The sequence below is a fragment of the Massilia sp. CFBP9026 genome (assembly GCF_034045165.1).
Classification (GTDB): Bacteria; Pseudomonadota; Gammaproteobacteria; order Burkholderiales; family Burkholderiaceae_D; genus Telluria; species Telluria arenae.
In genome coordinates this window covers 305,393-319,405 of sequence record NZ_JAXCWH010000001.1, presented here as the reverse complement: position 1 = coordinate 319,405, position 14,013 = coordinate 305,393, and the positions used below count along the sequence as shown (strand labels likewise).

The window sequence follows — 14,013 nt, the reverse complement described above, 5'->3', positions numbered from 1 at the left end:
TGACGTCTCCATATCACGCCTGGAGACGACAGTGAGCACGCAAGGCCATCACCACCAGATCGACAACATCGAATTCAACGTCGCCGACATCGCGCGCAGCAAGGCCTTCTATGGCCAGGTGTTCGGCTGGACCTTCGTCGACTATGGCCCCGGCTATACCGAATTCCGCGACGGCCGCCTGGCCGGCGGCTTCACGACCGACGGGCCGGTGCGCGCCGGCGGCCCGCTGGTGATCCTGTATTCGAACGAGCTGGAAGCGACCCTGCGCCGCGTCGTCGACGCCGGCGCCCGCATCAGCAAGGAGACTTTCTCTTTCCCCGGCGGCCGGCGCTTCCATTTCGTCGACCCCGACGGCTACGAACTGGCCGTGTGGACGGCCGACCAGGAACCCGGCTAAGACTCCGGCTGAACCGCTCAGGCCGCGAGCGCGCGCTGCGCAGCCGCCGTCAGCGGCAGGTCGACATGGAAGCAGGTGCCGCCGCCCTCGCGGTCCTCGAACGACAACTCTCCGCCATGCTCGACCATGATCTGGCGGCTGATCGCCAGCCCCAGTCCGGAACTGGTCTTGCGGTCCGAGGCCGCGTCGGCCTGGGAGAAGCGCTGGAAAATGCGCGCGCGGAATGCGGGCGGGATGCCCGGCCCGCGGTCGGCCACGGTGATGCGCAGGCCGCGGCTGCCGCGCACCAGCATCACCTCGATTGCGCCCTGGGGCGGCGAATACTTGAGCGCATTCGACAGCAGATTCATCAGGACCTGGGTGATGCGGTCGCGGTCGACCTCGACCGGCAACCGTTCCAGGCCCGCTTCACAGGCGCTGCGCAGCTCGACCTGCGCATCCTGGGCCTGGACCCGCATCGCACCCAGCGCATCGTCCACGATCGGCATCAGGGGCTGCGGCCTGGGAGCGGCCGACAGGCGCCCCGATTCGATCTTTTCCACGTCCAGCATATCGCTTACCAGGCGCACCAGGCGCTCGCAGTGGCGGTGCGCGATCTCGACCAGTTCCCCGACCTCGCCGTCGATCGGCCCGGCCGCGCCGCTCTTCAATAGCGACAGAGAGGCGCGCATCGAGGTCAGGGGCGTGCGCAGCTCGTGCGACACGGTGGCCACCAGCTCGTTCTTCATCTGGTCGACGCGCTTCCTGAGCGAGATATCGTGCAGGAAGATGGAAAAGAAGCTGCGCTCGCCGATGCCGGCGATGCCGGCCGTCATCTCGATCGCGAACTCCTCGCCCTGGCGCGTGCGCACGATGCGCTCGACGCGCCGGTTCAGGGCGCCCGTATGGCCGGTGGTGCGGAACTCGACGATGGCTCGCCGCAGCGAGTCGTGATAGCGCGGCGGCAGGGTCAGGTCGGACAGCGGACGGCCGATCGCCTCGTGGCGGCGCCAGCCGAACATGCGCTCGGCCTGGGTATTCCAGTCGGTGACCATGCCGTCCAGGTCCATGCCGATGAAGGCATCGTGGGCGGTCTCGATGATGGTATTGATGTGCTGCGCGTTCTGCTGGACGATGGCCAGCGCGCTCGCCAGCTCCTGGGTGCGGTCGCTCACCCGCTGTTCCAGCGTGCGATTCAGGTCTTCCAGCTCGCGCCCGCGCCGCACCAGGTCGGCCAGCAGCGTGTTCAGGGCGCTGGCCAGGCTGCGCACCTCGTCGTAGGACCGCTCGTCCGGCACCAGCGGCGCGGCGCTGCCGCGGTGGATGCGGTCGGCGTAGGCCTGCAGGTTCTTGATCGGATGGGTGATCCAGTTCGCCACCAGCACGCCGGCGATCGAGAACAGCACCGCCAGGCCCACGCCGGTCCACAGCGCATACTGGCCAAGCCGCTGCACCGGCGCATAGGCATTGCCCGCCTCCTGGCGCAACAGCACGGTCCAGCCCAGGCCCGGATAGTCGGCATAGCCGTCGGTCTGGCTGTAGCCGACCAGGTATTCCTTGCCGTCGCTCCAGCGCTCCAGCACGTAGCCGATGCCGCGCTCGTCCCGCGCGCGGCGCAGGCTGGCGGTATCGACGGTGGTGCCCTGCAGGCCGGGCGGTCCGAGCAGGACCAGGCCCTTGGTATCGACGATTAGGGCGTCCACCTGCCGCCCCTCCTGAATCGGCTCGATCACCGAGCGCTCGACGTCGTGCGCCCACTGCCACGACAGGTGGGCGCCCAGCACCGCGCGCGGCTGACCGTCGGGAGCCTCGATCGGAAACGCGACGTCGACGAAGCGCTGCGGCTCGCCGTTCACCGACGGCAATAGCTTGGCCAGCAGCAGCGCCTCGTGCACGTCGCCGATGTGGATACCGGCCAGGGCGTTGGTGAACCACGGCCGGGCCGCGACGCTGGCGCCTTCGAGCAAGCCGCGCGCCGCCGCCTGGACCTTGCCGTCCACGGTGGCGATGCCCATCCAGCTGTAGTAACCATAGCTGCGGTGGGCATCGTCGAGCATGCGGCGCTGCGATTCCAAGGTTGCATGCGGCCCCAGGTCGCCGATGCGGCGCGCCAGCAGATTGACTTCCCGGTAGCGTTCGTACATGCCGCGGTCGAGCTTGTCCGCGGCCTGCTGGGCCAGCTCGCCCAGGCCGAAGCCGATGCTTTCGCGCACGTGGTCGCGCGCCTGGTTCTGGACCAGGGCGACCAGGATGATGGTAAGGACCGCGCACAGGATGGAAGTTGCGAGCGCCATATAGCCTGCCAGTCCACGGGGAAGCAGGATGCGCGGCAGATTCCGGACAGTTGGCATACGCATCAACGAGCGTTCATATGAAGTATGTAACTTACCGATTTTACGTGAATAGTTGCCCTGCGAGAACTGCAGAACCGGCTGTTCAATAACTTGCGTGGCCTGTCCGCCACAGGTAAACAGCCTTGTTTTCATTCTGGCTTGCAAAAAAATATAAACCCTTCCGTCTACCCTGGTTTATACTGCAAGCCCTTTTCGTCGCACCCTGTTTGCGACCATCTTTCAAGGGCTTTGCGCCAAGGCTGATCCGGACCGTGCGTCGACCGCTATCACTATTGCTGATGCTGTTCCTGCTGTTCACCCAGCAGGCTTCGCTATCGCACGCCGTCAGCCACCTGGCGCCCGCCGCGACGATCGCGGCAGCAGCAGCCCAGGAACTGAGCAGCGACACCCAGGAATTCGCGGCTCACGCCTGCGAACTGTGCGTCGCCGCGGCCCAGTTCGCGGCCGCCCTGCCTGCATCCACCTTCCATCTGCAACCGGCCGATCCGGCCGCCGTCGTTCACCACGCCGTCCCCACGCGCGGCATCGAAGCCGCGCCCGCGCTGGCCTTCCGCTCGCGCGCTCCTCCCTTCGCCTGATCCGTCGCTGTACCTGAAGTCCGCCCGGCGCCTGGATTCTCCAGTCGCGCCCGTGCGTCCTCTCGTTTCGGCCTGACCCGTCGCTGACGGGCCACGGCCATGCACCGGGTCCTCGCCGCACCATGAACATCGTCATCCATCCGCACGCCGGCATCGGCCGTGCGTGCCCGCGCTCGATCTTCCGGCCAGCGCACGCCTGAATTCGCAACGCCGTTGCATCAACCAGCGGCGTTGCCGCGTCCCGCCCATGGCGGGACGCGGCCGCCGCACGCCTCAAGGAAAGAAAAATGAAGAAGCCTTTCGATACCGCATCCCGCCCCGCGCCGCGCCGCACGCTCATGGGCCTGTGCCTCGGCGCCGTCCTCGCAGGCTATGCCTCCGCGCAGGACTTGCCGCAGGTCGTGGTCAACGCCAGCCTGGAAGAACCGTATGCGCCGTCGCACGCCACGGTCGGCGGCAAGACCCAGCAGCGCCTGATCGACATCCCGCAATCGGCGACCGTGTTCAGCGCCGAACGGATCCGCGACCAGAACCTGTTCACCCTGGGCGACCTGATGCAGCAGGCGCCGGGCGTGAGCGTGATGCCGTTCGATGGCGCCAATCCCGACTTCCGCGCGCGCGGCTACGCCATGGAGCTAAGCTATGACGGCATTCCCGCCAGCCAGGCCGGCAGCGGCCAGCAGGAATTCGAACTGGCGGTCTACGAACGGATCGAGGTGCTGCGCGGACCGTCGGGGGTGACCGCCGGCGCCGGCCAGCCGGGCGGCGTGATCAACTTCGTGCGCAAGCGCGGCAGCCGCGAACCCATGTTCTCGGGCGCCGTCAGCCTAGGCTCCTACGACAACCGCCGGGTCGAACTCGACGCCGGCGGGCCGCTCAACGCCGCCGGCACGCTGCGCGGGCGCGCGGTCGCGACCTTCCACGACCGCGACTACTTCCACGACGTCACCCACGACCGCAAATGGCTGGGCTACCTGGCGCTGGACGCCGACGTGGCGCGCGGCACCACCCTGTCGTTCGCCTTCACACGCCAGGTCGACGACCTCGACTCGACCACCATGGGCTTGCCGGCATGGAGCGACGGCGCCTTCTTCGAGGCGCCGCGCGAGACCCATGTGTATCCGTCCTGGAACCGCATGGCGTGGGCCACCAGCCAGGCCGAACTCGAACTGGCCCACAAGCTGGCGGCGGGCTGGGAAGTGCGGGCGCGCGCCGTGCGCCGCAACGTCGACAAGTTCTACAAGGACGGCTACCCGAGCACGGGCGTGAACCGCGCCACCGGTACCGCCACCTACGCGCGCCGCATGGCCGGACTGGACTTCGAGCGCGAGGCCGCCGACCTGTTCGCCAGCGGTCCGTTCTCGCTGTTCGGCCGCCGCCACAGCCTGACGGTGGGCTACAACTTCGACCGGCGCGTGGCCGACAACCAGGCGGTCACCTATGCCGCGGTGCCGAACGTCGACGTCTTCGATCCCGACAGCGTGCCGGAACCGGATGGCGACTTCACCCGCGGCAACGCCAACCGCGTCACCCAGAGCGGCGCCTACGCCCAGGCACGCCTGTCGCTGGCCGACCCATTCACCCTGGCGCTGGGTGCGCGCAGCTCCAACTACCGCAACGAGACCCGCAATATCGCGCCGACACCGGAGACGGCATTCGTCGCCACCACCCGTGAACGCGGCGAGGTGACGCCGTCGGCGGCCCTGCTGTGGCATGTCGCGCCGGACGTCAATGCCTACGTCTCCTACGCCGACATCTTCTTCCCGCAATCGCAGATGGACGCCCAGCGCCGCACGCTCGAGCCGCGCGTGGGTAGCCAGGTGGAGATCGGGGCCAAAGGCGTGTTCCTGGACGGCCGCCTGAACGCCTCGGCCGCCGTGTTCAATGCGCGCGACCGCAACCGCGCGCTGGCCACCGACGTCGTCGACGTCTACGTGCCCGCCGGCGACGTCAAGGTGCGCGGTGTCGAGTTCGAGATCGGCGGCCGGCCCTTGCCGGAGCTGAACCTGAGCGCCGGCTACACTTTCCTGCGCACGGAATACGGCGCCCATCCGACCCTGGAAGGCGCCGAATGGTCGACCTTCGAACCCAAGCACAGCCTGAAACTGTATGCGCGCTGGCAGCCGGCCTGGATGCGCGGCCTGTTCCTCGGCGGCGGCATGACCGCCAGCAGCGCGCTGCTGGGCACCGGCGAACCGGGCCTGCGCGAACAGGGCGGCTACGCGGTCGCCAACGCCCAGATGGGCTATGCGCTGGACCGCCGCCTGGCCGTCACGCTCGCCGTCAACAACGTGTTCGACCGTACTTACTGGGCGCGCGTGGGCGGTCTGAACACCTACAACATCTATGGCGATCCGCGCAGCGTGTTGCTGAGCGTGCGCGGGAGCTACTGATGGCGACCGCCATGTCACCCCTCCGGCTGATCGTGCGCCAGCAGTGGATGTCGCTGGCGCGCGAGCGCCGTCTGCGCCTGCTCGGCCTGCTGGTGCTGGCCCTGAGCGCGCTCGCCCTGTTCGACGCGGCGCTCGACTCCCGGCGCCTGGAGACCGCGCGCATCCACGACACCCTGGCCGAGGAAGCAGTATGGGAGGCCCAGGGCGAGGCCAACCCGCATGGGGCGGCCCACTTCGGGCGCTTCGTCTACAAGCCGGCGGCGCCGCTGGCGGTGCTCGATCCTGGCGTCACAACCCACTTGGGTTCCACCCTCAAGCTCGAGGGCCACGTCCAGAACGCCAGCCGCTTCAGGGCCACCGACGGCGGCGCGGCCCTGAGCCGTTTTGGCGGCTTCAGCCCCGCCTTCGCCCTGCAGGTGCTGGTGCCGTTGACGATCGTGTTCGCCGCCTTCGGCGTCTTTTCCGGCGAGCGCCCGCGCCAGCTGGCCTGGCAGGAAATCGGCGCCGGCGCCACTCCCTGGCAGCTGATGCTGGGCCGCTTCGCCGCCTGCGCGGCCGTCCTGCTGCTGCTCCTGGCGCTGGTGGGCGTGCTGGCGGCGCTGGCTACCGTCCCGGCCTGGAGCGCCGCCCACTTCGCGGCCCTTGGCCTGATGCTGGCCGCCCATGGCCTGTACTGGACCGCCATCCTCGGCGTTACGCTGGCCATCTCGGCCTGGAGCGCCAGCAGCCGCGGCGCGCTGTTCGGCGCCCTGGCGTTCTGGATCGTGACGGCGGTGCTGGCGCCGATGCTGGCGCCCATGCTGGCCGAAGCGCGCCATCCGACGCCGAGCGCCGAAGCCTTCGAGGCCGCCGTGACCGACGAGGTGATGAAGGGCCCGGACGGCCACAGCCCGCGCGACGTGCGCTTCGCCGAGTTCGAAAAAGCCACGCTGGCCCGCTACGGCGTCAAGCACATCGACGAGCTGCCGATCAACTACGCCGGCCTGCTGTTCGAGCATGGCGAGAAGGCGACCGCCGACATCTACAATCGCCACGTCGACCGGCTGTACGACGGTTACGCGGCCCAGGCGCGCCTGGCGCTGGCCGGCAGCGCGTTCTCGCCGCTGCTGGCCCTGCGCCCGCTGTCGTCCAGCCTGGCGCGCACCGATATGGAAGCGCACCGCCACTTCCTGGCCCAGGCCGAGCGCTACCGTTACGAGACGGTGCAGGCGCTCAACCGTGACATCAAGCTCAACCGCAAGCCGCAGATGCGCGAATACGCCAGCGACGTGGCGGCGATCACGCGCGGTATCGCGTTCGCGCCGCAGCCGCTGGCCCTGGGCGAGCTGCTGCCGCGCACGATCGTACCGTTTGCCGCGCTGGCGGCCTGGGTGGGCGGCGCGTTGCTGCTGATGCGCCTGGCCGCGCGCCGGCTGGAGGGCGCGGCATGAATGCGACCTTGACCATCATCCGCATGGAAGGACGGCGCCTGCTGCGCGGACGCTGGCTGCTGCCGCTGTGGCTCCTGTTCGGCGTGCTGTGCGCCTGCGCCGCCTGGAACGGCGCGGCCTGGGTCGAGGGGCGCCAGGCCACGCTCGCGCTCATCCTCGAGGACGAGCGGGCGACGCACGCCATGCGCCGCACCCAGCTCGCCGAACAGGTCACGCCGGACAACAAGTCGCGCTACGGCGGCGCGCTGTACGCCACCGCGATGTCGCTGCGCGCAACCCTCCCGCCGGGCGAACTGGCGCTGTTGACGGTCGGCCAGGCCGAGGGTTACCCGATGGCGGCGACCATTTTCCCGTTTAGCGCCAGCAACACGATCTTCGACCGCCACACGGCCGGGATGGAAAACCCGGCGGTGCTGGCGGCCGGCCGGTTCGACCTGGCCTTCGCGATCGTCTGGCTGCTGCCCCTGCTGGTACTGGCCGGGAGCTTCGACCTGTTCGCGTTTGAACGCGAGCGCGGGATGGCGCCGTGGCTGCTGTCGCAACCGATCGCGCCGGCGCATCTGCTGGCGGCGAAGACGGCGGCGCGTGCGCTGCTGCTGGCGCTGCCGCTGGCGGTGATCGTGATGGCGACCCTCGCGTTCGCGAGCGAGGCAGGGCCGGCGGCGCTGCTGCAGGCCGGCGGTCTGGTCCTGCTGTACGCGCAGTTCTGGCTGGTGCTTGCCCTGCTCGTCAACCTGGTCGCCCGCAATGCCGCCCAGGCGGCGCTGGGCTGCCTGGCCGCCTGGCTGGGCCTGGTCGTGCTGTTGCCGGCGCTGGCCCTCGGCGTGGCCGACCTGGCCGCGCCACCGGTCAGCGAGGCGGAGCGCGCGAACGCGCTGCGCGCCAAGGCGATGCAGGCGCGCGCCGAACTACGCTCTGCCGTCGTTCCCGATCGCGTGCCAGCGCCCAACATCCCCGACAGCCTGCGCCGCCGCGCGCTCGAAGTCGAGCGCGGCGAACGGCTGATCCGGGAGGCGCTCCAGCCCTACCGCGCGCAGCAGGCGCAGCGCCTGGCCTGGCTCGACGGCCTGCGCGTGGTCTCGCCCGCGATCGCGCTGCAGGACGCGCTGGAACGGCTGGCCGGGAGCGACGCCGGGCGCGCCCTGCGCTTCCAGGACCAGACCCATGGCTTCCTGCTCGAGGTGCGCCAGATCGTCCAGCGCCACCTGGACCAGGACCGCCTGCTCACCGTCGCCGACTACGACCGCGGCTTGCCCCGCTTCCAGCTGCGCGAGGCGTCGCCCGCCGAGCGCCTGGGCGCCCTGCTGTTCGACGCCGCCGTCATCGTCCTCGGCATCGCCGCCCTGCTGCTGGCGGCCGGCCGCCGGCTGCGCCGCCACGCCACCTTCACCGAATGAGGTCCACCATGCTGCACGCACAAGCGCTGTCCAAATCCTTCGGGGCCCAGCGCGCCCTCGACAACCTCGACCTGCACATCGCGCCCGGCGAGATCTTCTGCATGCTCGGCGCCAACGGCGCCGGCAAGACCACCACCATCAAGCTGCTGCTGGGTTTCCTGGCGCCGACCTCCGGCCTGGCCCTGGTCGACGGCATCGACGTTCAAAAGGATCCCCTGGCCGCGCGCCGCCGCCTGCTCTACCTGCCGGAGCAGGTGGCGCTGTACGGGGAACTCACCGGCCTGGAAAACCTGGATTACTTCGCCGGCCTGGCCGGTGTGCCTGACCGTACCCCGGCGCGTCTGCGCGGCTGGCTGGAACAGGCCGGGGTGCCGGCCGCCGCCGTCGAGCGCCGCGCCGCCGGCTATTCGAAAGGCATGCGCCAGAAGGTCGCGATCGCGCTTGCCATCGCGCGCCAGGCGCGCGGCCTGCTGCTGGACGAGCCGACCTCTGGCCTCGACCCACAGGCGAGCGCCGAATTCCACCGCCTGTTGCTGCGCCAGCGCGACGCCGGCGCGGCGGTGCTGATGGCCACCCACGACCTGTTCCGCGCGCGCGAAGTGGCGACCACGATCGGCCTGATGCGCGACGGACGCCTGCTGCGCACCTTGCGCGCGAACGAGGTCTCGGCGCTGGAACTCGAGCAACTGTATCTGGAAGAGATGGCGCTCGCCGCCTCGGCCGCAGCAACCGTTTGATCACCCTGAAAGGATAACCATGAAACGTCTTCCCATCCTGGGCGCCTGCCTTGCCCTGGCGCCTTCCCTGCCGCTGGCCGCCGAGCGCGACCCTGAGCCCGACAGCACCGTCGTCGTCACCGCCCGCCGCGACGACGCCGCCCCATTGACCGTCACACCGGTACAGACGCTGTCGGGCCAGGAACTCGTCCGGCGCCGCATGGGCACCCTGGGCGAAACGCTGGCCGGCCTGCCCGGCGTCCACCTCGACAATTTCGGCGCCGGCGCCGCCAGGCCGGTGATCCGCGGCCAGACCCTGCCGCGCATCGAAGTGCTGAGCGATGGCGCCACGCTGTTCGACGTGTCGTCGGTCTCGCCCGACCACGGCATCGCCACCGATCCGCTGCTGCTGGACGCCATCGAGGTCCAGCGCGGACCGGCGGCCGTGCGCTACGGCGGCAACGCGACCGGCGGCGCGATCAACCTGATCGACAGCAAGGTACCCAAGCTGGTCCCCGAGGGCGGCATCACCGGCGCCACCGAAGTACGCTACGGCACCGGCGACAATGAGAAAACCGTGGTCGGCCGCGTCACCGGCGGCAGCGGCAACTTCGCCGTGCATGCCGAAGGCGCCAAACGCAATTCCGGAGAGTACGAGGTGCCGTCCGCGTTCGGCGCCGACAGGCTGCGCGACTCCTTCGCCGACAGCGAGAGCTATAGCGTGGGCGGGTCGTGGATCACGAAGAAGGGCTATATTGGCGCGGCCTATACGCGCGTACGCAACGAATACGGCCTGCCGGGACACAGCCATGCGAATGGCGTGTGCCACCTGCATGGCTACTTCAATCCAGTGCGGGTCGACCTGCATTGCGTGGGGCATGGGAGTTATCAGAATCCGCTGGACAATCCCGACTCGGACACGGCCTGGATCGACTTGCGCAGCGATCGCGTGGATGTCCGGGCCGACTATGTCGATCCCCTGCCCGGCTTTTCCGGCCTCAAGTTCCGCGCCTCCCACACCGACTACCAGCACGACGAGATCGATGGCCCCATTCTGTACAGCCGCTATACCAACAAGGTCAAGGATGGCCGCCTCGAACTCACCCACAAACCCTTGTTCGGATTCACCGGCACCCTGGGCCTGCAATATACGGACGGCACCTTCGGTGGGTTGAATCTGATCGACCTACACGTGCCCTCGACCAATTTCTACGGGTTCGAAGGGCAGACGCGCTACGTGACCGAGAACTCCGGGCTTTTCCTCAGTGAACGGCGCGCGTTCGGCGCCGTCGACGTCGAGCTCGCCGTACGCAAAGACTGGCGCACGGTCAGCGTGCCGATTCCCGGCGAGTTTTTCATCCGGGTGCCGGAGGAATATATTCCCTCCTATGAGCAGATGGACGGCCCGAACTGGCGCCAGGTGCTCGAAGCAAGCATGCGCGAGGGCCATGTCAGCAGAAACCCCGACCGCAAGCATCGTCCGCTCTCCGCGTCGATCGGCGCGACCTGGAATCTCGGCGGCGGCTACTCGGCCGCCCTGGCGCTGGCGCGCACCGAGCGGGCGCCAAATATGCGCGAGCTATTCGCCTTCGGCAACAATCTCGCCACCAATAGCTATGAACTGGGATTGCTGGCCGACTGGGAGTTCATCGATCCGATTCTCGAGGAAGCCGGCATTTTCCGTGGCGACGTCCTGGAGAAATCGGACACGCTGAACATCACCTTGCGCAAGGCCGGCGGGCCGTTCGAGTTCGAAGTCGGGCTATTCCACCAGGACGTCGACGAGTATGTGTACGCCCACGCGCTGGAAACCGAGACCCGGAACGGCCTCGCCCACCATTTCCTGATCTATACGGCCGGCAAGGCGCGTTTCAAGGGCATCGACGGCCAGGCCAGCTACCGCCTCACGCCGGCCTCGCGCATGACCGTCTTCGGCGACTATGTGCATGCCGAGCTCGGCGATGAAAAGGGTTATCTGCCGCGCATCCCGCCGGCACGGCTGGGCGCCCGCTACCAGGGCGACTGGGGCCCACTGTCGGCGGGATTCGAGGTCTACCGCCAGTTCACCCAGGACCGGCTGGCGCCGCTGGAGACGCGCACCGATGGCTACAATATGCTCAACGCCACCCTGGCGTACCGCTTCCCCCACGGCCCCGGCCGCTGGACCGAGCTCTACCTTAGCGGCACGAACTTGACGGACGAGTTGGCCTATAGCCACGCGTCCTTCGTAAAAGCCCAGTCGCCGCTGCGCGGACGCAATATCGTGTTCGGACTGCGCAATCAGTTCTGATCCTTGATCCGGACGGCAACGCCTTGCCGCCGATCCGGAACAATCGACGAAGCCCGGCATCTGATCCATGCCGGGCCACCTCCACCACGTCGAAAGGAAACACGATGGCTTATTTCACCACCCGCGACGGCGTCGATATCTATTACAAGGACTGGGGCCGCGGCCGGCCGGTCGTGTTCTGCCACGGCTGGCCGCTGGGCGCCGACAGCTGGGAAGCGCAGATGCTGCACCTGTCGCACAACGGTTTCCGCACCATCGCCCACGACCGGCGCGGGCATATGCGCTCCAGCCAGCCGTGGGATGGCAACGATATGGACCATTACGCCGACGACCTGGCACAGCTCCTGGAGTTGCTCGATCTCGATGACGTTTGCCTGGTCGGTTTCTCGACCGGCGGCGGCGAGGTGGCACGCTACGTGGGGCGCCATGGCACCGGCCGCATCGCCCGGCTGGCCCTGATCGGCGCCGTGCCGCCGCTGATGGTGCAGCGCCCCGATAATCCGGACGGCGTGCCGCGCGAGGTGTTCGACGGCATCCGCGCCGGCCAGATCGAGAACCGGGCCCAGCTCTACCTCGATATTCCGTCCGGCCCCTTCTATGGATTCAACCGGCCGGGCGCAACGCCGTCGCCGGGGCTGATCCAGTCGTGGTTCCTGCAAGGAATGTTAGGCGGGCACAAGAATACCTACGACTCGATCGCGGCGTTTTTCGAAACTGATTTTCGGGATGACCTCAGGAAATTCGACAAGCCGACGCTGATCATCCACGGCGACGACGACCAGGTGGTGCCGATCGACGTCGGCGGCCGGGCCTCGGCGCGCCTGGTGCCGCATGCCACCTTCATTGCCTATGCCGGCGCGCCGCATGGCTTGACGGACACGCACAAGGACAGGGTGAACGCCGACCTGCTGGCGTTCGCGCGCGGAGAAACCGTCGGCCACTAGTCCGGATACTCCCCGGCTTGCGCCGTTCGCGCGGGCATACTCCCCCTCCCGGCATCCGCCGGGAGAGTCGCACTGCATTTTTCACGCTGCAGTGAAAGGCTATCGCTCATCCGTTAGCGGCAAAACAAGAAAATCTATCACTCGTCCATATCCACAGCCACAACAACACCTATCGCTCATCCATGGACCATTCTGGCACAGCCAAAGGACAACATTAACGAAAATTAATAATTCGCACACCCCCGCTTAAGCCGGCGACGGGCATGATCAAAGGTAGGGAAAATACCGCTCTCAACCTTGCATTCCGGATCCGACTACATGCCTTCGACCACTTCCTTGCGCCGCCAGCCGGCCCTTGGCGCCGCCGTCCTTGCGGCGCTGCTGCTGTCCGCCTGCGCCAAAGACCCGAAACCCGTCGCGCCCACCGTTCCGGAGGTGGCCGTCCTGACGATGAACACGACCAACGTGGCGCTGAACATCGCCCTGCCGGGTCGCACCGCGCCCTACCTGCTGGCCGAGGTCCGGGCCCGGGTCGACGGCATCGTGCAGGAGCGCCGGTTCAAGGAAGGGGCCGACGTGAAGGCGGGCGATCCGCTGTACCTGATCGACCCGGCGCCCTACCGCGCCGCGCTGGCCAGCGCCGAGGCCGAGCTGCAGCGGGCCCAGGCTACGCTGGCCAGCAACGCCTCCCAGCTCAAGCGCAACCAGGTGCTGGTGAAGGAGAACGCGGTCAGCAAGCAGGAATTCGAGAACGCCGAGGCGGCCCAGCTGGAAGCCGCGGCCGACGTCGCCGCCGCCAAGGCCGCCGTCGACACCGCCCGCATCAACCTCGGCTACACCAGCGTGAGCGCGCCGATCACCGGCCGCAGCAGCGTGTCGGCGGTGACGCAGGGCGCCTATGTCCAGGGCAGCGCCGCGACCCTGATGACCACCGTCCAGCAGATCGACCCGATGTACGTCGACCTGCAGCAGTCGAGCGTCGACGGCCTGGCCCTGCGCCGCGAGATCGCCGCCGGCCGGGTGCGCATGGATGGCGCGAATGCCGCCAAGGTCAGCCTGACGCTGGAAGACGGCAGCACCTATGCCCGCCACGGCACGCTCGAGTTTTCCGGCGTGACGGTCGACCAGGCCACCGGCGCGGTCACCCTGCGCGCACGCTTCCCGAATCCCGACAAGCTGCTACTGCCCGGCATGTTCGTGCGCGCCAGCGTCAGCCAGGGCGTGCGCCAGGCCGTGATGCGGGTGCCGGCGCCGGCCGTCTCGCGCACTCCGCAGGGCACCGCGACCGTCATGGTCGTCGACCGCGAGAACAAGGCCCAGCTGCGCAGCGTGCGCACCGGCGCCCTGGTCGACGGTTACTGGCTGATCGACGAGGGCCTGAAGGAAGGCGAACGTGTGATCGTCAGCGGCACCCAGAAGCTGCGTCCGGGCACCGTGGTCCGGATCGGCGCGCCGTCGGCGCCCGCCAGCCAGGCGCCGGCAGCACCCGCCCAGGCCGAGCCGGCGCAGGCCCAGGCGCAGCGGGGATAAGCGAC

At 68.5% G+C, this 14,013-nt stretch carries 10 protein-coding genes; 9 read left to right on the top strand and 1 reads right to left on the bottom strand.

Annotated elements, in window-relative coordinates; all coding sequences use genetic code 11:
* The first annotated feature begins 31 nt into the window (after nucleotides 1–31).
* The gene (locus SOM28_RS01335; protein ID WP_320466921.1) at nucleotides 32–397 is read left to right on the top strand and encodes a VOC family protein; all 366 of its coding nucleotides are present in this window, start codon (nucleotides 32–34) and stop codon (nucleotides 395–397) included.
* Between the two features lie 17 nt (nucleotides 398–414).
* On the opposite strand, the gene SOM28_RS01330 is transcribed toward SOM28_RS01335, so the two are convergent.
* On the bottom strand, nucleotides 415–2,670 hold the full coding sequence (locus SOM28_RS01330) for an ATP-binding protein (RefSeq protein WP_320466920.1): 2,256 nt from the start codon (nucleotides 2,668–2,670) through the stop codon (nucleotides 415–417).
* 311 nt (nucleotides 2,671–2,981) lie between these two features.
* Between SOM28_RS01330 and SOM28_RS01325 the strand changes: the two genes are divergently transcribed.
* The 8 genes from SOM28_RS01325 to SOM28_RS01290 all read left to right on the top strand — a co-directional run bounded on the left by SOM28_RS01325 (nucleotide 2,982) and on the right by SOM28_RS01290 (nucleotide 14,008).
* The gene (locus tag SOM28_RS01325; RefSeq protein ID WP_320466919.1) at nucleotides 2,982–3,308 is read left to right on the top strand and encodes a hypothetical protein; all 327 of its coding nucleotides are present in this window, start codon (nucleotides 2,982–2,984) and stop codon (nucleotides 3,306–3,308) included.
* A gap of 287 nt (nucleotides 3,309–3,595) precedes the next feature.
* Nucleotides 3,596–5,701, top strand: coding sequence for a TonB-dependent siderophore receptor (locus SOM28_RS01320; protein ID WP_320466918.1), 2,106 nt, complete (start codon nucleotides 3,596–3,598; stop codon nucleotides 5,699–5,701).
* A gap of 11 nt (nucleotides 5,702–5,712) precedes the next feature.
* On the top strand, nucleotides 5,713–7,131 hold the full coding sequence (locus SOM28_RS01315; RefSeq protein WP_320466917.1) for a DUF3526 domain-containing protein: 1,419 nt from the start codon (nucleotides 5,713–5,715) through the stop codon (nucleotides 7,129–7,131).
* Complete coding sequence (locus SOM28_RS01310; RefSeq protein WP_320466916.1) at nucleotides 7,128–8,528, top strand: ABC transporter permease subunit; 1,401 nt, start codon at nucleotides 7,128–7,130, stop codon at nucleotides 8,526–8,528. Before SOM28_RS01315 ends, SOM28_RS01310 begins: the two co-directional genes overlap by 4 nt.
* An 8-nt stretch (nucleotides 8,529–8,536) precedes the next feature.
* Nucleotides 8,537–9,265, top strand: coding sequence for an ABC transporter ATP-binding protein (locus tag SOM28_RS01305; RefSeq protein ID WP_320466915.1), 729 nt, complete (start codon nucleotides 8,537–8,539; stop codon nucleotides 9,263–9,265).
* Nucleotides 9,266–9,284: 19 nt separating this feature from the next.
* Entirely contained in the window at nucleotides 9,285–11,534 is a 2,250-nt protein-coding gene (locus SOM28_RS01300) for a TonB-dependent receptor domain-containing protein (protein ID WP_320466914.1), read from the top strand.
* 104 nt (nucleotides 11,535–11,638) lie between these two features.
* On the top strand, nucleotides 11,639–12,478 hold the full coding sequence (locus SOM28_RS01295; protein WP_320466913.1) for an alpha/beta fold hydrolase: 840 nt from the start codon (nucleotides 11,639–11,641) through the stop codon (nucleotides 12,476–12,478).
* A gap of 318 nt (nucleotides 12,479–12,796) precedes the next feature.
* Nucleotides 12,797–14,008, top strand: coding sequence for an efflux RND transporter periplasmic adaptor subunit (locus SOM28_RS01290; protein ID WP_320466912.1), 1,212 nt, complete (start codon nucleotides 12,797–12,799; stop codon nucleotides 14,006–14,008).
* Nucleotides 14,009–14,013: the final 5 nt, after the last annotated feature.